This window comes from Acinetobacter sp. CAU_H_S139_7, from assembly GCF_058599305.1.
This window is the reverse complement of the sequence record NZ_CM178651.1, coordinates 541,831-562,026: the sequence shown is the minus strand read 5'-3', so window position 1 is coordinate 562,026 and position 20,196 is coordinate 541,831. Positions and strand designations below refer to the sequence as shown.

The 20,196-nt window shown below is 42.0% G+C and carries 16 protein-coding genes; 10 read left to right on the top strand and 6 right to left on the bottom strand.

Going from position 1 to position 20,196, the window contains the following annotated elements; all coding sequences use genetic code 11:
• Positions 1 to 44 precede the first annotated feature (44 nt).
• On the top strand, positions 45 to 416 hold the full coding sequence (locus tag AC4MC0_RS02745; RefSeq protein WP_278345361.1) for an MmcQ/YjbR family DNA-binding protein: 372 nt from the start codon (positions 45 to 47) through the stop codon (positions 414 to 416).
• A gap of 967 nt (positions 417 to 1,383) precedes the next feature.
• On the opposite strand, the gene AC4MC0_RS02740 is transcribed toward AC4MC0_RS02745, so the two are convergent.
• The 3 genes from AC4MC0_RS02740 to baeS form a co-directional block, all read right to left on the bottom strand.
• Positions 1,384 to 2,739, bottom strand: coding sequence for an amino acid permease (locus tag AC4MC0_RS02740; RefSeq protein WP_491887270.1), 1,356 nt, complete (start codon positions 2,737 to 2,739; stop codon positions 1,384 to 1,386).
• 212 nt (positions 2,740 to 2,951) lie between these two features.
• Positions 2,952 to 3,638, bottom strand: coding sequence for a response regulator (locus AC4MC0_RS02735; protein ID WP_491887269.1), 687 nt, complete (start codon positions 3,636 to 3,638; stop codon positions 2,952 to 2,954).
• 19 nt (positions 3,639 to 3,657) lie between these two features.
• Positions 3,658 to 5,310, bottom strand: a complete 1,653-nt coding sequence (baeS, locus tag AC4MC0_RS02730) for a sensor histidine kinase efflux regulator BaeS (RefSeq protein ID WP_491887500.1) — start codon at positions 5,308 to 5,310, stop codon at positions 3,658 to 3,660.
• Positions 5,311 to 5,447: 137 nt separating this feature from the next.
• Here baeS and AC4MC0_RS02725 point away from each other — a divergent pair, with 137 nt between their 5' ends.
• From AC4MC0_RS02725 to AC4MC0_RS02710, 4 genes are all read left to right on the top strand, one after another.
• Positions 5,448 to 6,065 carry a hypothetical protein gene (locus AC4MC0_RS02725; RefSeq protein ID WP_160362217.1) on the top strand — a complete coding sequence of 206 codons (618 nt, stop codon included), beginning with the start codon at positions 5,448 to 5,450 and terminating at the stop codon, positions 6,063 to 6,065.
• A gap of 305 nt (positions 6,066 to 6,370) precedes the next feature.
• The gene (locus AC4MC0_RS02720; RefSeq protein ID WP_490450699.1) at positions 6,371 to 8,173 is read left to right on the top strand and encodes an acyl-CoA dehydrogenase C-terminal domain-containing protein; all 1,803 of its coding nucleotides are present in this window, start codon (positions 6,371 to 6,373) and stop codon (positions 8,171 to 8,173) included.
• 197 nt (positions 8,174 to 8,370) lie between these two features.
• Positions 8,371 to 10,152, top strand: a complete 1,782-nt coding sequence (locus AC4MC0_RS02715; RefSeq protein WP_491887268.1) for an acyl-CoA dehydrogenase C-terminal domain-containing protein — start codon at positions 8,371 to 8,373, stop codon at positions 10,150 to 10,152.
• A gap of 139 nt (positions 10,153 to 10,291) precedes the next feature.
• Positions 10,292 to 10,789 (top strand): phosphate-starvation-inducible protein PsiE, encoded by a 498-nt coding sequence (locus AC4MC0_RS02710; protein WP_004697744.1) that lies wholly within the window; start codon positions 10,292 to 10,294, stop codon positions 10,787 to 10,789.
• A 69-nt stretch (positions 10,790 to 10,858) separates the two neighbouring features.
• Here the strand turns inward: AC4MC0_RS02710 and AC4MC0_RS02705 are convergent, their stop codons facing one another.
• Positions 10,859 to 11,314, bottom strand: coding sequence for an RcnB family protein (locus tag AC4MC0_RS02705; RefSeq protein ID WP_335999261.1), 456 nt, complete (start codon positions 11,312 to 11,314; stop codon positions 10,859 to 10,861).
• Positions 11,315 to 11,507: 193 nt separating this feature from the next.
• Here AC4MC0_RS02705 and AC4MC0_RS02700 point away from each other — a divergent pair, with 193 nt between their 5' ends.
• The gene (locus AC4MC0_RS02700; RefSeq protein ID WP_125281248.1) at positions 11,508 to 11,960 is read left to right on the top strand and encodes a hypothetical protein; all 453 of its coding nucleotides are present in this window, start codon (positions 11,508 to 11,510) and stop codon (positions 11,958 to 11,960) included.
• Positions 11,961 to 12,053: 93 nt separating this feature from the next.
• Here AC4MC0_RS02700 and AC4MC0_RS02695 read toward each other — a convergent pair whose 3' ends face one another.
• Positions 12,054 to 13,517 (bottom strand): phospholipase D family protein, encoded by a 1,464-nt coding sequence (locus tag AC4MC0_RS02695; protein ID WP_004983580.1) that lies wholly within the window; start codon positions 13,515 to 13,517, stop codon positions 12,054 to 12,056.
• A 164-nt stretch (positions 13,518 to 13,681) separates the two neighbouring features.
• Positions 13,682 to 15,757: a zinc piracy TonB-dependent receptor ZnuD gene (znuD, locus tag AC4MC0_RS02690; RefSeq protein WP_491887267.1), complete on the bottom strand. Its 2,076-nt coding sequence runs from the start codon at positions 15,755 to 15,757 to the stop codon at positions 13,682 to 13,684.
• A gap of 138 nt (positions 15,758 to 15,895) precedes the next feature.
• Between znuD and AC4MC0_RS02685 the strand changes: the two genes are divergently transcribed.
• From AC4MC0_RS02685 to AC4MC0_RS02670, 4 genes are all read left to right on the top strand, one after another.
• Entirely contained in the window at positions 15,896 to 16,660 is a 765-nt protein-coding gene (locus tag AC4MC0_RS02685; RefSeq protein ID WP_335999255.1) for a DUF4184 family protein, read from the top strand.
• Between the two features lie 152 nt (positions 16,661 to 16,812).
• Entirely contained in the window at positions 16,813 to 18,597 is a 1,785-nt protein-coding gene (gene aspS / locus AC4MC0_RS02680) for an aspartate--tRNA ligase (protein ID WP_335999253.1), read from the top strand.
• Between the two features lie 319 nt (positions 18,598 to 18,916).
• Positions 18,917 to 19,801 carry a lysophospholipid acyltransferase family protein gene (locus AC4MC0_RS02675; RefSeq protein WP_335999251.1) on the top strand — a complete coding sequence of 295 codons (885 nt, stop codon included), beginning with the start codon at positions 18,917 to 18,919 and terminating at the stop codon, positions 19,799 to 19,801.
• Between the two features lie 152 nt (positions 19,802 to 19,953).
• Positions 19,954 to 20,175, top strand: coding sequence for a hypothetical protein (locus tag AC4MC0_RS02670; RefSeq protein WP_114392698.1), 222 nt, complete (start codon positions 19,954 to 19,956; stop codon positions 20,173 to 20,175).
• Positions 20,176 to 20,196 lie beyond the last annotated feature (21 nt).

Sequence of the window (20,196 nt, the reverse complement as noted above, 5' to 3'; positions counted from 1 at the left end):
TTAAACAATATCCACAGGGCTTCGCCCATTGAGTGATGATCACCATGTCCTTACACCTTATTGCTGCAAAAGCCGCACTTGCCCTGCCAGAAGTGACGTGTAGTCAGCCCTTTGGTGAGGGCTGTGATGTTTATAAAGTCATGGACAAAATATTTTTGCTCAATTCATCTTTAAGTGGGGCAGCTTTAAGTAACTTAAAAGTTACGCCTGACCACGGTGCGATGCTACGTGATATTTATCCGTATATTCATGCAGGATGGCATATGAACAAAAAACATTGGATTTCAATATATGAAGATGAAAACGTAGATTCGGATTTAGTCATTGATCTAGTACATAGCTCTTATGAGCTCGTGGTATCCAAGCTGAATAAACTACAAAGACAGCGAATCGCTGCGCTTAAAGCCATCACCTAAATATGTATTGAATGAAAAAGATTGTTAATTATTCCTATTACATTTTCTAAAGCGCAACCCTATCACTGCATCAAACAGGTCATGGATTTGAAGGTATATTGTCTCGGCTAAACAGTTTTTCAACGTTTTCTACGTATTGCCCACTTTGGAACCCAAAATTCGAAACCAAAAGTGAAATGAGACATTCATAGATGATAAAAAAAGCCCGACATCCTGTCGAGCTTTTTCGTATTGGTTAGCTAGGTATAACTCCTGTCGTACCTCACATCCTAGTGTTGAACTTATCATTTTTGTTTTATGTTTTGGAACTTCCTGTTCTCTATGACTGCATCATATAAAAAATCTTGGGACTGACCTAGACGCAATCCGCTTGAATTAGTGTAAGCCAAAACGTACATAGAAAAATAAGCTTAATTAGACTTACCCCCAAAATTATCCGCAGAAATTGTGGATAGTTTTCAGGATGACTAAAGCTGAGCCTTACTCCTAAAAATTACTTTTTGCGTGATTTAAAAGCAACTTTATAGCTCAGTACTTCAATCTGTTGGAAATACAATCACTCTTTCTCGATTTTGCCTATTTAATTATCTATACATATCAATCCGAAAAGATGAAGTATGAGAGTAGCTCACTCTCCATCCAAGTTAATCAGAAAGCCATGCTGAACTCGTACAAAGACAGACTGAGAATCAGTAAAGTCTTAGTCATTTTCATATTCAGTTGCTTATTTGATTCCATTGTTGAAAAGTTAGAATGCCATCTCACAATCCAACCCTAAGTGGTATGCAAATGGCTAGAAGAATACTTCGCTGATTTGAATACAGACTCATCGACCTTGTCTAAAACAAATGTAAAAGTAAAAAGACAAACTGACACATGATTTGAAATATCTATAATTTATATACCGATCAAAAGCCCAATAAAAAAGGACTCATATTAAGTCCTTTTCAACATCATCACCTAAGCTTTAGCTTTTCTTCGGCTTCAATGTTTTAAATAAAACAAATAACACGAGGATCCACACAGGAAGCATCAACACGGAAAGCATAAAACCCTGATTCCACATGATATATAAAATCATCAGCATAAACACTAAAACAAAATAATTGCTAAACGGTGCAAATAACGCTGGAAACTTGGTTTGAATGCCCTGTTTTTTCATACTCTGTCTAAATTTAAGATGGATCAAACTGATCATCATCCAATTCAGCACAGCCGCACTGACCACAATATAAATCAGATAACTGAGCGCTTTTTCAGGCAAAAAGTAATTCAACAGCACACACCCAAAAATCAGTAATGCTGAAAATAAAACCGCCGCAATCGGTGTCCCTTGTCGATTCACCTGCTTAAGAACTTGTGGGGCATTGCCTTGTTCTGCCAGACCTAATAGCATGCGACTATTGGCATACATCCCACTATTACAAACAGAAACCGATGCAGTCAGAATAATAAAATTCAGTAAATGCGCTGCCCAATCAATGCCAATTTGCTTAAAAATAAGCACGAATGGACTTTTATCTAAACCACCCAAATCCAATTGATTCCAAGGCACCAAAGACAAAAGGATCGCCAACGAGCAAATATAGAACAGGAAAACCCGAATCACCGTTTGATTGACGGCTTTTGGAATGTTCTTTTCAGGATCTTCGGTTTCCGCAGCCGCCATACTGATCAGCTCAATACCGCCAAAGGCAAACATCATAAAGGCCAACATATAAAACAAGCCTTCAAAGCCATGTGGGAAAAACCCGCCATGTGCCCATAAGTTCGTGACGGATGCGGTTGAACCGACATCAGCCGTCAACAACAGGTAAACTCCGAAGATGATCATGGCGATAATCGCCACAACTTTAATCATCGACAGCCAAAACTCAGACTCCGCATACAGTTTGACATTGGCAAGATTGGCCAGTGTGATCACCACAAAAAATACCAGCACCGAGACCCACGCAGGAATATGTGGCCACCAGTAATTCACATACTTGCCAATCGCGGTCAGTTCAGTCATCACCACCAAGATATACAGTACCCAGTAGTTCCAGCCCGTTAAAAAACCTGAAAACCGCCCCCAATATTTAAAGGCAAAGTAGCTGAATGAACCCGTCACTGGCTCATGCACAATCATTTCACCGAGCTGACGCATAATTAAAAATGCAATCAAACCGCCAATCATATAACCCAAAATAATCGATGGGCCAGCAGACTCAATTATATGTGCTGAACCTAAGAACAACCCTGTGCCAATTGCACCGCCCATGGCAATCAATTGAATATGGCGGTTCTTTAAACGGCGCTGAAGTTTAGGCGTCTCGCTGCTCAAAACACATGCTCATCTGATAAAAAAATGAATTGTACCGCTTGCACAGACAATCAACCAGTCTTGTCATTTAAAATCGCAGATTGCTCAGTTTCATTTCACCAGTTGGAGATTTAAGCGAACTGCTGATTTTGATTGCCATCTTTGCTTTAATCCCATAAAAAAAGCGGATAAGCCTAGGCTTATCCGCTTTTTCTATCGTTCAGAAAACTGAATTAATCTTCAGGATATTCAAAACGGTAGCCTACCCCATATACCGCCTGCACCCATTCATGACGGTTGCCTGTTTCAGCTGCATCTGAAATCTTACGACGTAAATTCTTAATATGGCTATCAATCACACGGTCAGCCACTTCAAAGCTGTCTGGGTTGATATGATCCAGCAACTGCGCACGTGAATAGACTTGCCCCACATGCTCTAAAAACAACTCCAGTAAACGGAACTCAGTCGGCGTTAGGCTTAAAGGCTTTTGTTGATACCAAATACGTTGCTGCGCTTTATCCATACGGAACAAAGACTGATCTTCAGGCTCAGCTTTTCGCTCTAAACGACGTAACACGGCTTGCACACGCGCAACTAATTCTTTCGGGCTAAAGGGTTTACATACATAGTCGTCTGCCCCCATGTTCAAGCCAAGCACACGGTCGATTTCTTCCGTACGCGCGGTGACCATAATAATCGGCAAATCCGACTGTTCACGAACTTTACGGCAAATGGTCAAACCATCCATACGCGGCACCATCAAGTCTAAAATCATCAGACTCGGTTTACGCTGCGTAAAGCTATCGTAGGCTTCCTGACCATCATGAAACATACTGACTTCAAAGCCCGCTGCTTCAAGATAATCGCGGACCAATTGTGCAAGTTCTACTTCATCTTCAACCAGCATAATATGTTTCATACATACTTCCTTTTGTGTTTCATTTTTTTGGGAACGTTAACTTGCAACGTAAACCACCCAAAGGCGAATGATCAAAACTCAATTCGCCGCCTAAAGCCTGTGCCAGTTTAGCCGATAAAGCCAAACCTAAACCTGTACCACCTGTGCTCCGCGTACGCGAATCATCGACTCGATAGAAACGCTCACCGAGTCGTGCCAGTTGCTCATCAGTTAAACCATATGGACTGTCATCGACATAGACCGTCCAATCTGTTGCGGACTGTTCCGTATGAACTCGAACCTGACCACCCGCTTCGGTATAACGAATGCTATTGCCCAACAAATTGACCATGATTTGCTTAAAGCGGTCAATATCAAGTTGTAACTCAGCGCCCTCACCTTCGACACTAATGCTTAAATGGGCCTGTTCAAATTTAGGCTTAAAGTTTTCCACTTCTTGCTCAATCACCGCCCACGGATTCACGGTTGCAAAGTAACAGTTTAATTGCTGTGCTTCCGCTTGTGCCAAATCGGCCAAATCATGCGTGAGTTTTTTCAAACTGGTGACTTGGCGTAACATCGATTCAAAATGCTCAGCTGTTGGTTTTCGAATACCATCTTGCATTGCTTCTATCTGCGCTTGTAATACCGCCAGCGGTGTTTTCAACTCGTGTGAAGTATCTGACACCCATTGACGACGTGAAATTTCATGCTGATCTAAAATCACCGCCAGTTGGTTCAGTTCATTGGACAAATCACCCAGCTCATCGTTTCGATTCACTTTAACTTGATGCTGAAAATTACCCTTGGTTAATTCACGCGTACCATTCAATAAACGTTGAATTGGCGTCTTAAAATAAGTCGCAAGTAACAGTGCAGCAATTAAACTGGCAAAAACAGTTAAACCATAGACCAGCAATAAATAACGTTTTTGGTTACTAAAGAAGTTGATACTCAACGCATCATCTTGATCGAGAACTGGTTTCAGCCCCAAGTAGCCCACCACTTGGTTATTCACTACAATAGGAAGGAAAGAAACTTGATCATCCGAAGGTTCACCGACCACGAACTGACGCTGCGTATCGTATAAAGACAAACGCGAGCTAAGACCTAAACGGTCAGGCGTGGAAATAAACTGTTTTTTGCCTGTGTTTTGTTTGCTCTCTTGTTCAATCTCTTCTTTTTTACGATCTGGACGGAACACATTTTGATTGGCGCTGAGCGGGAACTTTAAACCTTCAAAGGGTTGGAACTCCGAAGGTAAGTTTTCCTCCAAAGCTTGCAGTTCTTGTTCAGTTAAAATCTGTTTTTCATGTTTGACTTCTGTGGTAGAGACATCACTGAGTAAGGTTTTGGTATTCTCTTTAAAATAACGCTGTTGCAGAGCAATATCATACTGGCGGCGCAGCCACCAACGAGAGAGACGGTCATAATCATCTGGCGCGGCATGTCCTTCAATCTGCAAAATTTGCGCTTGAATGGCATTGCCCCAGTCATGATAAGTGCTATAAACGCCAGCCAAGTTATCAATCAGATGATCAAGCTTTTGCATTTCCACGTCCGCCACATATTTGGCAAAATTCTTTTGCATCGTCCAATGCAGCACACCTAAACTCACCGTGGTAATCACCAAAGTGGTCAGCAATACAGTGAGGAATAAGCGTAAAGCAATCGGTACGCGGCGAATCTTCAAAAGCAATCTCTCGGTCATTCTTTTGCCTTGTTATTGTATAGAACACTGCATCAAAAAACTCTCCATTGTTTCTACATCTTTATTATTTAATCTTTAATCATCCAAAATCACATGCTCTTGTATGGGGGAGTTGTAGAATGAATAAGATGACAAAAATTGCTTTAGCCACTGCCAGCGTTTTATCTGTAGGTGCGTTAACTGCCTGTCAATCCACCCAAGCACCAAAAGATATGGAGCAGTCGCAACATATGCATGGTCATTATCAGAAAGACCGTCACATGACACCTGAACAACGCGAACAATTTGAAAAAATGCGTACTGAACGTAAACAAGTCATGCAAGACATTAAAAAAGCCTGCGATGGCAAAGCGGTGGGTTCAGCAGTCCAAGTCAAAGCAGGTGAGCAAACACTAGAAGGTACATGTGCGATTTCATTTAAACCTAACCGTGCTGAAATGAAACGTGGTGAACATCGCCCAATGCGTGGCGATCAAGCCGATCGTGGTGAATTCCGTGGTATGCATATGCAACGCGGCGAACCACTAACCGATGCGAAACGTGCTGAGTTAACCCAGCAATACGATCAACGTTTAGCTGAACGTCAAGCGCGCCAACAAGCTGCGACCAAAGCCTGCCAAGGTCAAACCGATGGTAAAGCCGTGCAGTTAAAAGTTGGCACACAAACAGTAGATGGCAAATGTATCGTTCACTTCCAACCTAAAGCTCCTGTTTCAGCACCCAATAAGGCTGCTTAAACCACTCTAAAAAGCATAAATAGATCAAAAAGGCGCAAATTGCGCCTTTTTTATTGGACATAACTTTTTACGCTTTTTGACTATTTATGTCATGCCAAAAGCAGCAAAACTGTTTACACTCAGTGCACTTAGCGATTTTGAATAATATTTATTTGACTTTACAGTCACCAAGAAAAGCACCTGAACCGCTTGTACCAAATTAGAAGATGTTGCACGATTAAGTTATTCCAATCCGTGTCAAAGAAGACACGTTTTTATGTTTATTAGGATTATAAGCTGGTTAAACCAGTATTGAGGAAACCGATATGCCACAATACAAAGCGCCCTTACGTGATATGCAATTCGTACTGCATGAGCTATTGAATGCAGAAGAACACTATTCTAAATTGCCTGCATTTCAGGAAACCGTAAGCCGTGAATTGGTTGACCAATATTTAGAAGCTGCTGCAGATTTCTGTGAAAACGAATTGTCTCCAATCAACCAAAGCGGCGACCGCGAAGGTTGTACTTGGAATGATGGCGTTGTTACAACTCCAACTGGCTTTAAAGAAGCGTATCAAAAATATATCGAACTTGGCTTCCCGTCTCTTTCTGCTGAAGAGCAATATGGCGGTCAAGCATTACCTGTTTCTTTGGGTAACGTGATTTCAGAAATGGTAGGTACTGCAAACTGGGCATGGGGTATGTACCCAGGTCTTTCTCATGGTGCAGTTCGTACTTTAGAACATCACGGTTCAGCTGAACAAAAAGATGCTTACTTACCAAACCTTGTTTCAGGTGTTTGGACAGGTACGATGTGCTTGACAGAATCTCATGCAGGTTCTGACTTGGGTATTATCCGTACTAAAGCTGAGCCACAAGCTGACGGTAGCTATGCAATCACTGGTGAGAAAATCTTTATCTCAGCGGGTGAACATGACATGGCTGAGAACATTGTTCACATTGTACTTGCTCGTCTTCCTGGCGCACCTAAAGGCACCAAAGGTATTTCTTTATTCATCGTGCCGAAGTTTAACTTAAACGCAGACGGTACTGTGGGTGAGCGTAACGCCGTGCGTTGTGGTTCTATCGAACACAAAATGGGGATCCATGGTAACTCAACTTGCGTGATCAACTTTGACAATGCAAAAGGTTTCCTGATTGGCCCTGAAAACCGTGGCTTAAACTGCATGTTCACTTTCATGAACACTGCACGTATTGGTACGGCTGTACAAGGTCTGGCAGCATCTGAAGGCGCATTCCAAGGTGCATTAACCTATGCGAAAGACCGTTTAGCAATGCGTTCTTTGACAGGTCCTAAAGCACCAGAAAAAGAAGCCGATCCAATTATTGTTCACCCTGCTGTTCGTAACATGCTGTTAACTCAAAAAGCATTTGCTGAAGGTGGTCGTGCACTGGTTTACTTATTGTCTCTACATGCGGACGTAGTTGAGCAAGGTGCAACTGAAGAAGAGCGTAAATCTTCTGACAACATCTTGTCACTGCTTACTCCAATTGCAAAAGCATTCTTGACTGAAACAGGTTCTGAATCTGCAAAACACGGCGTTCAAGTCTTTGGTGGTCACGGCTTTATTTCAGAGCATGGCATGGAACAAATCGTTCGTGATACACGTATTGCGTGTTTATACGAAGGGACAACTGAAATCCAAGCGCTTGACTTGTTAGGTCGTAAAGTTTTGGGTACTCAAGGTGCAATGTTGAAAGACTTCACTAAGATTATTCACAAATTTGTTGAAGCAAACAAAGACAATGCTGCAATGAAAGAGTTTGTTGAACCTCTTGCTGCTCTAAATAAAGAGTGGGCCGACTTAACCATGCAAATTGGTATGAAAGCAATGCAAAACCCAGATGAAGTGGGTGCTGCTGCGGTCGATTACCTCTACTTCTCTGGTTATGTAACGCTTGCTTATCTATGGGCACGTATGGCACTTGTTGCACAAGAAACATTGGCTGCAGGTACAACTGACGTTGACTTCTATAATGCGAAAGTCACGACAGCTCGTTTCTACTTCAAGAAGATCCTTCCACGTGTTCGCTCACACGTTGACGTGATTGCTGGTGGCGTAGAACCGTTACTTGCATTAGATGCAGAGCACTTTGCATTCTAAGTAGTTAATAACTAATTCGATATTCGAAATAGTTGTACTCTTGAGTACAGAAATAAAAAAGGACAGTCATAGCTTTGGCGGTCCTTTTTCTTTATAAATAGAGCGTTATTTCGCTTGGGTCATCTGACAACACTCTCCGTTGTTAATTAAGTTGTCCTAAGTCTACAGAGATTCAAACAATAAACAGGTGAACGAACATGCCAATTTATAATGCCCCACTTGCGGATATGAAATTTATCCTCAATGACGTTTTCAATGCAGATCAGTTCTGGCAGTCTAATGAAAATCTAGCTCATGTAGACAGTGCGACGGCTGAAGCGATCCTCGAGGAAATGGCTAAATTTGCGCAGAACGTCACCCTACCTATAAACCGTACAGGTGATGAAGAAGGCGCAACATTTAGCAATGGTGCAGTGACTACGCCTGCTGGCTTTAAAGAAGCGTTTAAGCAATATGCTGAAGGTGGTTGGATTGGCTTAGCGGCTGATGAAGAATGGGGCGGTCAAGGCATGCCAAAAATGCTGACGGTTCTTGCAGATGAAATGCTGTTCGCAACCAACCCATCATTCATGCTCTACCCGCTTCTTTCTGTCGGTGCAGGTATGGCGCTGAACAGCTACGCATCGCAAGAACAAAAAGAAACCTATTTACCTAAAATTTACTCAGGCGAATGGTCTGGGACCATGTGTTTAACTGAGCCACATGCAGGTACAGATTTAGGCATTATCAAAACTAAAGCTGAACGTAACGAAGACGGCACCTATAACATTACAGGGACCAAAATCTTTATTACTGGCGGTGACCACGACTTAGCTGAAAACATCATTCACTTAGTTTTGGCAAAAACTCCTGATGCACCTGCGGGTTCACGTGGTATTTCACTCTTCATCGTGCCTAAATTCCTCGTGAATGCAGATGGTTCTGTAGGCGAGCGTAATGCGGCAGGTCCAGGTTCAATTGAACACAAAATGGGGATCAAAGCGTCTGCAACTTGTGTAATGAACTTTGACGGTGCCAAAGGTTACTTGGTCGGTAAAGAAAATGAAGGCCTTGCGGCAATGTTCGTGATGATGAACTACGAACGTTTGTCGATGGGTATTCAAGGTTTAGGCGCATCTGAATTTGCCTACCAAAATGCGGCACAGTACGCAACAGATCGTCTACAGGGTCGTAGCGCTTCTGGTGTTCAATCACCTGCTAAGCCTGCAGACAGCATTCTTGTGCATGGTGATGTGCGTCGTATGTTGCTTAATGCACGTGCGAACAATGAAGCATCTCGTGCATTTGCAGTTTACGTGGGTCAGCAACTGGATATCACTAAGTTCTCAACAGACCCTGAAGCGGTGAAAGCAGCCAATGACCGTGTTGCACTTTTAACCCCTATTGCAAAAGCCTATTTAACCGATACCGCTTTTAATGCAGTGATTGATTCGCAAATGGTCTTCGGTGGTCATGGTTATATTCGTGAATGGGGCATGGAGCAATGTGTACGTGACTTACGTATTGCACAAATCTACGAAGGCACCAACGGCGTTCAGTCTCAAGATTTAATCGGTCGTAAAACCATTAAATGTGGTGGTGCATTCATTGCAGACTACATTACTGAAATCCGTGACTTTGCTAACGGCTTAGATGCAGACCTAAACTTCATTAAAGATGCAACACTCGATGCGGCAACTGAAGTGGAAGAAGTGACCAAGTATATCCTTGAACGTGCTGCTGAAAGTGCAGAGTTCCCGAATGCAGCAGCAGTAGATTACTTACATGCAGTCGGCCTACTCAGCTTTGCCTATATGTTTGCAAGAATTGCCAATGCTGCAAAAGCTAAAGATGGTGACTTCTATCAAAACAAACTGGCACTTGCAGCTTATTTCGCTCAACGTATTTTGCCTGAAATCGACTTACGTATTGCAAAAGTAAAAGCAGGTGCAGAAGTCATCATGAACTTCTCTGAAGACTACTTCACTAGCCAAGCTTAATCGCTTAAACACTGAATAAAAAATGCCTGCTTTGTCAGGCGTTTTTTTATGGCTCAGCTTTATTTTTACTTTTATACGTCATGTGCATGAAATTTGCTTATGATGCAATAAACCACCATCAACATATCAGGAGGCAGCCATGACTAACCGTGACCCTAAAATAGAGAAAATAGAAACCCTCCTCGATAAACTGGGCAATACTGCAGTAGAAAGCTTTCACTATGTGGCTTTATTTATTATTGGCTGTATGGTGATTTGGTCGGCAGGACATACCGTTTATGAGATCCTGACCATTAAACAATATGCCTCAATTGATGATATTTTACTGTTATTCATTTACCTCGAACTGGGTGCAATGGTTGGTATCTATTTCAAAACCAACCACATGCCTGTCCGCTTTTTAATTTATATCGCCATCACTGCGCTCACCCGACTTTTAATTTCCGATATCCAGCATGACCACAAAGCTGATATGGATTTGGTGATTATTACGGGTTCAATTTTAATTATGGCGGTTGCAATCTTGGTAGTGCGTTATGCATCGTGGAATTATCCTTCAGTAATTCGGGATAAACATGCCGACAAGCCTTTACCTGAAGGAAAAACACCACGCCCACAAGATGATGAACTCGCTTAATTTTTTATTGACCACTAAAAAACCCTCTGTCTAAACAACGGAGGGTTTTTGTATCAATCAAAGATTCATTTATTTTGAATCCGGCTCTAAAGCATAGCGTCCATTTTCATAGATCCAGTGCATGCCTTCAGGTGGATCTGGCAGTCCCAAACGTCGCCAATCGGTAATCAACACATAATCACGGCTTTCAATACTAGAGTCGCCATCCCCATACACATAGCTATTGGTTTCCTGACTATAGGTTGAATAGCTGGGCGCTCGGTAAATAATACTCACACCGGGTCGCATTGGATATCCGCCATGTGATGGATGGTGCGGAGGTGGTCTGTGATGAGGGGGTTCAATTTGAGGCGGTGATGTAGGTCTGGGCATTGCACCTTGATACGGTCCAGCATAGGTTGGGAAACGCTGGGTTTGCGAAGTCAGCGGTTTTCCATAATAACGCGTCGCGGGTTGAGCAAAACTCAGTGCAGGAAATAAGCTGAGTAAACTTATTCCATAGATTATTTTTAAATATTTCATCATCTTCCTCCACTGAGGTGAATATTATTATTTTAAACCAATTTTACGGATAAAAAATATACAAACTATCAATTTTAGATCACTGGCCGTTATCACCACTATAAGGTTTGAAGCTGGATTTCTTTGAAAAGCAAAAAATGCATGAGTTTTCAGTTTATACTTAATCTTTGTTTATAAATGTATTGGATGAACAATCGTGGCTGAATTAAGTTTTGATCGACTCTATGAATATTTTGCAAAAGTGCCCAGTATTCAAAAAAATCTGATTGATGCTTATGGCACAGATGGAAAAAGTGCATGGTGGTTTAAGTTTCAAATTGACGTAGATCATCCTTTGGCATGGCAAACGGTACAAGAGCTTGGACATGTACTGAACTATATTTCTAAAAATGAGCGCCTACCGACGCAGTTTCTACCTGTTTCACCGCCGCCATATATGAATGGTGAAGCCAAGCAATTCTTGGCATGGGTCATTCAGTGTAACCATGCTGACTTTCCACCCGATGTCATTTGTGACTGGTTAGAAGCACGTCTACCAAGCCCAGTGGAAGATGCCGAAAAATGGAAAATCAAAACCGATCTACATGAACTCGATAACATGACCGATAAAGATTTGGATCAAATCATCCCGCCAAATCCTGAACAGTAAGTCCAAATAAAAAAAGCGCAATATGCGCTTTTTTTATTTTAGTTTTTCTCTTACCTAGCTGTGCTACGCCTTTTCTAACAAGGAAAAAAATCTCTAAAACGTCGATAAACCACTCCACTCCATAAAGCGGTATAGCCCATATTTGAGTTTTGACTCATCTTTATATTGCTCATAGCCCACACTCATTTGACGACCATTTAAGTTCGACCATGCCCCATCAAAATATTGCTGTGTATCTATAAACACCGCTGCATTAGACTGGCCAATCACACGTAAATTGGTCTCTAAGTTATAATTCTTCAAATTCCGTGCGGTAAAATTCGCAGAACCTAAAATAAGCTCGGCTTCTTGCGCATGGCGTTTTAAAATCATTTTGCTATGACACTGCTCTCCTTGAGTATTACACCAACGTACTGTAATACCTGCATCGTTAAGCTCAGACGCAACTTGACGATTAGGAATTCCATTCTTTTGACGACCAAATGCATCTTTATTGGGGTCGAGTAAAATCCGAAGTTTAACTCCACGCTTCTGTGCATCTTTTAAAGCATTGATAATTTGACGCTCAGACAAATAGAACATCGCCAAATCAATCTGGTCATTGGTTTTTGCCGTATTCAACAAGTTGAGTGTTGCGTCTAGGATTGCTTTTTCCGTCAGCACCTGTACCTGCGGTTGAGATGGATTTCCTGCAATTTCGCCTAGAATCACCATTGGTACATCGCCCTGAGACATATGTGCCACAGTTTGCTCTGTTTTCAACACATCAATTGCGGTATTGCCTGTCACCAACAGCGCCACATTGGAATGTCGCGAACTGCCATCATGCGGATTCGCAGATGTGACCAAGGTTTTCCAACCTTCGGCGGTATCGACCACCAAAGTTTTGCGGTGATTGGCTTTAAAGTTAAATAAGTTTAAATAACTACGTAGGGTGATTTTTTCATCCCCAAATGGGTTTCTTAACCAACCACCGTCGGGATTATTGCCTGCGTTTTGACAACAGAGATACCAAAAACCAGACCAAACGGGATTCGATGCACGGAGCGGACGTAAATCGGTTTCAATTACATCCACGCCTGCCTGACGTAACTTACGGTAATGCTCAGGTAATAGTCCGCCATATACTGAGTTAATCGGGTCGGTAACGACTTTGATTTCAATATTTGGATGCAAGCTTCGCTTGACAATTAACGCATCGGTCAGCTGACGAGTCAAAGCCCGTTGTGATGCTTGAGATGTCCCCACTTCATCGTTAAACAAGAACATATCCAACACAATCGTGGTTTGTGCATCTTCAATCAGTTGAAACACTGCGTTGAAAATATGATGATCTTGTTGCTGCTTGCCTTGTGCATCGATATAGGTTTGATCTGCAATAAATTTGACATCGGCATGACGTAACTTGCCCGTATAGTCCAGCCCATCAGGCAGTGGTTTAACGCTATGGTAAACTGCGGAGGTTAAATAAGTCAGAGCCAATAAACCCACCACGACACCGACATAACGGGTCGATGTCCAGTTGAGCTTTTGATGTAATTTTCGAAAGATACGCATAACAAAAAACCTAATCCAATATACTCAGACTAGGTTTTATTGTTTGATTTTTCAAGAGGATTTCTGTTGTCAATGTTTTGGCAACCTCTCCCTAACCCTCTCCTTTAAGAAGAGGGAGCACCTCCTCTTTACGGAAAAGGTTGGGTTGAGGCTTGAAATAGCACTTAGAAACTAAAGTCCAGTCCAACTGTGAAGTTACGCCCAACTTGTGGAATGGTCGATAAGAAAGAGGTATGCGAATAAACTGTCTCATCTAAGAGGTTATTGGCTTTGAAATACACGCGATAATCATTGCCCTGCATATACTGACCATTATACGCCAAGCCCAAATTCACCATGTTATAACCCTCGGTTTCGGTCTCATAGCTTGCAATTCGATCTTGCTCAAACACATGGTAATACTCTGCAGTACCCGACCACGTGTCACTAAAGTTAGCATTCACTTTTGTTCCTAAACGGCCAGCAGGCACCCGTGGCGCATTTTCATTGTCAATTTTGCCACGGACATAGTCACCAAAGACACTCATTTTATAAACATCATTGATGGCATAAGACGCTTCTGCTTCAGTCCCATAAAAACGTGCTTTGTCTTGGGTGTAGTCCACTAGACGGAAGTTTTCGTAACGATCTGCGGTTTGGGCATAAATGTAGTTGTCATACCAGTTATGGTAAACATGAACGTGATAATCAATTTTATCCGTATCGTAATGGAAACCTAATTCTAGATTATTGGACTTTTCAACATCGAGATTTTCATTGCCACGCTCATAGGTATTGGTTGCAAGATGCTTACCATCAGCATAAAGCTCTTGCGCCAAAGGTAAACGCTCTTGATGTGACCCGACCAAAGACAGTTTATAGTTCGGTGCAAACATCCAATTCACAGCACCCGAATAGGACACGGCATAATCATCATAGTCTTTTCGATCTGACTCAATATCAATCGTCTGCTGATCGACACGCGCCCCTAACTCAAAATGGAAGTCATTCCACTGTTTATGTTCTAAACCAAATACGCTCCACTTTTGCGTCTTGGTCGGTTCTAAAATAGACTCTTCACCAGTGATATCTAATTTTTGTTGATTGTACTGTACGCCAACCACACCTTCCCAATCCGCAATCGGCTGATGCACCATTTCTAGACGCGCATCATAACCTTTACTTTTAAAGGTAGTTGCAACACTATCGCCTTCAATTTCATCATGTTGGTAATCGGTATAACTGGCATGGGCACGTAACTTCTCAAATCCTGCAATCGGATTTAAAATTTCTGTACGGAAGTCATAACGCTCCGACTTTAAATCAACCCAAGGCCCTGCCTCATGTTCGTCATGTGCATGGTCGTGTCCTGAGTGATCGTGTTCATCCGTATGTCCATGATTATCGCTCCCGTCACAGTGCAAATGATCATCATGCGGATGACAGCTTTCATATTCATGGCTATGCCCAGGTAAACCGTATTGATCTTGACGGTTGGTATAGGCAATACCCGCAAAACCACGCTCACCAATCCATGAACCACCAACGCTGACAGTTTCGCCTTTGGCAAAGGTATTTCCGACACGACGTTCTTTTTCGAGTTCACCTTCATGCTCATGGAAATAGTTCGGCGCAATATAGTCATTCGCTTCACGCTTTGAACCTTCAACCCGCAGAGCAAACTGACGGCCCAAAGCAACCGTCGCCCCAGCACTGGCCAACTTTTCATCACTGCCAGAGTTGTAGCGTAATCCAGCCGTACCTTCTAAACCTTTTTCAGGCATGCTGGTTGGAATTTTTTGATCGGTGACATTGACCAAACCGCCCACGGTACCTGCACTATATAACAGGGTTGAAGGGCCACGGATGATTTCAATTTGCTTGGCCAAAATCGGATCAACAGTCACGGCATGGTCTGGCGATAAAGTCGAGACATCGGCTGTTTCTGAAGCGTGTTGTAAGACTTTCACGCGTGGGCCATCTTGACCTCGAATCACGGGTCGACTTGAACCTGAACCATATTGATTTGAATATACCCCCAACTCATCTGCCAAAGCATCCCCAATGGTCGGTGCACGTTCTTTTAAGCTTTTTTGTTCGATAACCTGATCGGCGACGGCAAAATCAGCAGCGGTCTGAACGAGTGGATGTGCTTGGCTGGTCAACGTTTCAAGTTGTTGTGTTGTTGTGTCATCTGCAAAAACGGCAGGTGCGACCACCGCCAAAATAGAGAGCGTTATCAAATTTTTATGGAAAGCCATGGAACTCACTCAAGCGTACAATTTTTGAATATTGTTATAATATAACATTTCAAATTCATTGCAATAAAAAACATTCCAATCGCAGAAAAAAGATAAACTGCCCTATCCATCTAAGTCGATGCCAACGCCAAAAGATCAATGCCCTTTACCATTTCACATGCCGTTCTCGCGCCCCCTTTAGCCAAACTCAGTGGTGACCGTTTACCCATTGCTGCCATTGCCATTGGCAGTATGACCCCCGATCTTTATCGGCTGTTTACACAAGCCAATTCAAATACTACCCACTACTGGACTTCACTCGTTCATCCTGATCTTTGGATTGGACTCAGTTTTTGTGTTTTGTGGTACGCGCTATTGCGGCCCTGTTTTTATCGTTTTTTAGGTATTCAGCATGAGTTAAGGCTGAGCAGTATGCTGCGTTTTTTTAAATTTTCTGTGGGTGTTGTTCTCGCAATACTGCTCGGCACAGCAACGCATCTGTTATGGGACGGACTCACCCATGTTGATCACCGAACTTTGTTCGGACATGAGTTTCTAAGTCAGAAGATTCCTTTGTTAGGGCACTATTATCCGCTACACCGCATTTTACAAATTGGCACATCGGCACTGACCCTCCCCTTGTTGGCGTGGATGAGTTGGCGTTATTACCAAACCTATCAGCAACATTTTCCTGTCAGTCTAAAAATAAAACGCTTTGCTATTGGACTGTTTATACTGAGCCTGTTGGGCGGTTTAGTCAGTGTTTGGGACTATGCACGTTATATCCCCACACAAGTGTGGCAGTCAGACCTGTATTATTTTACAGGGCGAAGTATTAATGAGTTTAGCCAAGTCGCTTTGCTGATTTTAATCTTTGGCTGCATTCTGTTTTTATTTTTAGATCGTGACTATCGTTTGGGCTGAATTTAGACCAACGCTTAAATGCTATTTCATGCCTTTTTTACACTACGCCTTGTGACTCAATGCCCAAAGAGGCATAATCTCACATTAAATTTTAGGCGATGCGCTGTTTACGTATTCGCTACCTTTAGCCATATAGTTGGATTTTTAACGCCATGATGCGAACTCATTACTGCGGTTCTTTAACCGAAGCTCAAATTGATGAAACAGTAACCCTCTGCGGTTGGGTACACCGTCGCCGTGACCACGGTGGTGTCATCTTCCTTGATATGCGTGACCGTGATGGTCTTGTGCAAGTGGTTATTGACCCAGACACTCCTGAAGCATTCGCAACTGCAGACAAAGTACGTTCAGAATTCGTATTAAAAATTACAGGTCGTGTACGTCGCCGCTATGCAGGCACAGAAAATGCCAATATGGTGAGCGGTCAAATCGAAGTTTTAGGTAAAGAAATCGAAGTTCTTGCTGCATCAGAAACTCCGCCGTTCCCATTGAATGACGACAACACCAATATTTCTGAAGAAATTCGTTTGAAATACCGTTTCTTGGACATCCGTCGTCCTGAAATGTTAGATCGTTTACGTTTCCGTTCTAAACTAACAAACTTAATTCGTAACTATTTCGAAGACAATGGTTTCTTGGACGTTGAAACTCCGATTTTAACCCGTGCAACGCCTGAAGGTGCACGTGACTACTTAGTGCCAAGCCGTGTTTCAAATGGTAGCTTCTACGCACTTCCACAATCACCACAATTATTCAAACAATTGTTGATGGTGGGTGGTATTGATCGTTACTACCAAATCGCAAAATGTTTCCGTGATGAAGACTTACGTGCAGACCGTCAACCTGAATTCACCCAAATCGACGTTGAAACATCGTTCATGAGTGACGATGACATCATGGATTTAATGGAAACGTTGACGGTTAAGATGTTCAAAGAACTTCTTGATGTTCAATTCGATAAATTCCCACGCATGACCTATACAGATGCTATGCGTGACTATGCATCGGACAAACCAGACTTACGTATTCCTTTGAAATTGGTTGACGTCGCAGACCTAATGCAAGAAGTTGAATTCAAAGTATTCGCAGGTCCAGCGAAAGATCCTAAAGGCCGTATCGTTGCATTACGTGTTCCAGGTGCAGGCTCTTTACCACGTAGCCAAATCGATGAATACACGAAATTTGTCAGCATCTACGGTGCAAAAGGTTTAGCATACATTAAAGTAAACGAGCTTGAAAAAGGCATTGAAGGCTTACAGTCTCCAATCGTGAAATTCATTGAGCCAATCGTGCTTGATCTCTTGAAACGTGTTGGCGCAGAAAATGGCGATATCGTGTTCTTTGGTGCAGACAAAGCTAAAGTTGTGAACGATGCCATGGGTGCTTTACGTATTAAAGTTGGTCATGACTTGAAAATGTCAACTTGCGAGTGGGCACCGCTTTGGGTGGTTGACTTCCCAATGTTTGAAGAAACAGATGATGGCAAATGGACTTCTGTTCACCACCCATTCACACTGCCTAAATCAAGCGTTGAAGATGTGAAAAATAACCCAGGTGCTGCGCTTTCTGTGGCTTATGACATGGTGTTAAACGGTACCGAAATTGGTGGTGGTTCACTGCGTATTCATAACCTAGAAATGCAAAAAGCAATTTTTGAAGCTTTAGGTATTGGTGAAGAAGAAGCAGAAGAGAAATTCAGCTTCTTACTCAACGCATTACGTTACGGTGCTCCTCCGCATGGTGGTTTAGCATTCGGTCTAGACCGTTTAGTCATGCTCATGACGGGTGGCGCGTCTATTCGTGATGTGATTGCATTCCCGAAAACCAAAACTGCTGAATGTCCATTAACGCAAGCGCCTGCACCAGTTGAATCAAATCAACTACGTGATTTGGGTATTCGCTTACGTGAAAAACCAAAAGCTGAAGAAACAAAATAATCTTTAGATTTTGATTAAAGAAACCCTGCCATGCGCAGGGTTTTTTCATTCAAGACAAGACCATCCATTCCATAGATATTATTTTCGCTTCAAATTTTCCAAAATTTCTTTTGAACTTTTGATCTATCCCCCTTACAGTGATTCACGATAGTCTATATTTTATTGCAGCAGTTCTGGCACTGAATCACTCTATTGATTTATTCATTTATTTTGTTCTTAAGACGCTCATCTTTTTTTGATTTTATCTATCTTAGATTTTTAAGTCTCTTTGCAAAATTTTCTCTCATCTCATCTTTTAAAAAGATTTCTGAGTCAAAATATGGCTATTTATTATCTACTTAAAATCATCTCACTTTTTCCCTTGTCCTTTTTACAATACATCGCACGCGGAATTGCGCACCTGCTTTACTATAGTGACTCTTCAATTAAGCGTATCACCACTATTAATCTGCAATTGGCCTACCCTGAGCTCGACCCAATAGCACTCCAGAAACGTGTTCATCTCAGCATTCAAAGCCAGTGTCAGACCTATATTGAATTTTTAAAATGTTGGGGAATGCCACCACAATACAACCTAGATTTATTAAAAAATATTCAGGGGGAATCTGTTCTAACAGAAGCTTTAGCCAATAAAAAAGGCGTGATTGTGGTCATTCCGCATTTTGGTTGTTGGGAGCTGTTAAATGCATGGTTAAATGTCTATACGCAACCGATGATCATGTATAAACCCTATAAAATTAAAGGAATTAACCGCTATATTCTAGCTGCACGGCAAAAGTTTAATGCAACCCTTGTTCCTACTGATGAAAAAGGTATCCGCAGTATCTTCAGACACTTAAAACAAGGTGGGCTGACGGTGATTTTACCGGACCATCTACCCAAACCTAGCGGGGGTATTTATTCATATTTTTTCCAGCAGAATACTTTGTCCACAACACTGGTCTCTAAAATGGCCGCTAAAACGCAATGCAATGTGATTGGATTAAGTTGTATTCGTAATACTGACACAGCAAGTTTTGATGTGTATTGTACTGAGTTATCTCAAGATATTTTATCGACAGATCTACAGCTATCTGTAGACAGTTTAAATCTTGCCATGCAAGACATGATAAACCAAGCACCTGAACAGTATATTTGGTCCTATAGACGTTTTAGAAATTGTTATGGCAATACCAATGCTTATCGGATACAGCCACCAATGTAGGCTCCACAAACCAGCACGTAATCTCAAGCAATTCGAAAGCAAGAATTTATGCTATTTCCTAACGGCCTGAATAGAATACTTTTATTCATTTGAGATCAATTCTCAGCAGTGGCATAATAGCGCACTGTTTTAGATAAGTTGTGAGCAACCAAATGGCTATGCGTCCTGAAGTCCGTCGTCGAGGTATTGTGCTAATTGTTTTTGCAATCGTACAGTGGTTTTTCATGCGCTATATTTTAGACAATCAATTATTTAATTTAACAACCTATGATCGTATTGTCTTTTTCTGTGTAAGTAGCCTTGCGGGTGCTTTTGTCATTTTTGTCGGCTTAATTTATATGGTCTTGAAAGGAAATGCGGATAAGCCAGAGTAATTATATTGCTCTCTAAATACA

Bases quoted from the DNA above. Each gene is read 5' to 3' on its own strand.
- znuD (WP_491887267.1), bottom strand. From the start codon at position 15,757: ATGGCTTTCCATAAAAATTTGATAACGCTCTCTATTTTGGCGGTGGTC.
- AC4MC0_RS02710 (WP_004697744.1), top strand. From the start codon at position 10,292: ATGACTAACCGTGACCCTAAAATAGAGAAAATAGAAACCCTCCTCGAT.
- aspS (WP_335999253.1), top strand. From the start codon at position 16,813: ATGATGCGAACTCATTACTGCGGTTCTTTAACCGAAGCTCAAATTGAT.
- AC4MC0_RS02705 (WP_335999261.1), bottom strand. From the start codon at position 11,314: ATGATGAAATATTTAAAAATAATCTATGGAATAAGTTTACTCAGCTTA.
- AC4MC0_RS02670 (WP_114392698.1), top strand. From the start codon at position 19,954: ATGGCTATGCGTCCTGAAGTCCGTCGTCGAGGTATTGTGCTAATTGTT.
- AC4MC0_RS02715 (WP_491887268.1), top strand. From the start codon at position 8,371: ATGCCAATTTATAATGCCCCACTTGCGGATATGAAATTTATCCTCAAT.
- AC4MC0_RS02745 (WP_278345361.1), top strand. From the start codon at position 45: ATGTCCTTACACCTTATTGCTGCAAAAGCCGCACTTGCCCTGCCAGAA.
- AC4MC0_RS02720 (WP_490450699.1), top strand. From the start codon at position 6,371: ATGCCACAATACAAAGCGCCCTTACGTGATATGCAATTCGTACTGCAT.
- AC4MC0_RS02725 (WP_160362217.1), top strand. From the start codon at position 5,448: ATGAATAAGATGACAAAAATTGCTTTAGCCACTGCCAGCGTTTTATCT.
- AC4MC0_RS02685 (WP_335999255.1), top strand. From the start codon at position 15,896: ATGCCCTTTACCATTTCACATGCCGTTCTCGCGCCCCCTTTAGCCAAA.
- AC4MC0_RS02735 (WP_491887269.1), bottom strand. From the start codon at position 3,638: ATGAAACATATTATGCTGGTTGAAGATGAAGTAGAACTTGCACAATTG.
- AC4MC0_RS02695 (WP_004983580.1), bottom strand. From the start codon at position 13,517: ATGCGTATCTTTCGAAAATTACATCAAAAGCTCAACTGGACATCGACC.
- AC4MC0_RS02675 (WP_335999251.1), top strand. From the start codon at position 18,917: ATGGCTATTTATTATCTACTTAAAATCATCTCACTTTTTCCCTTGTCC.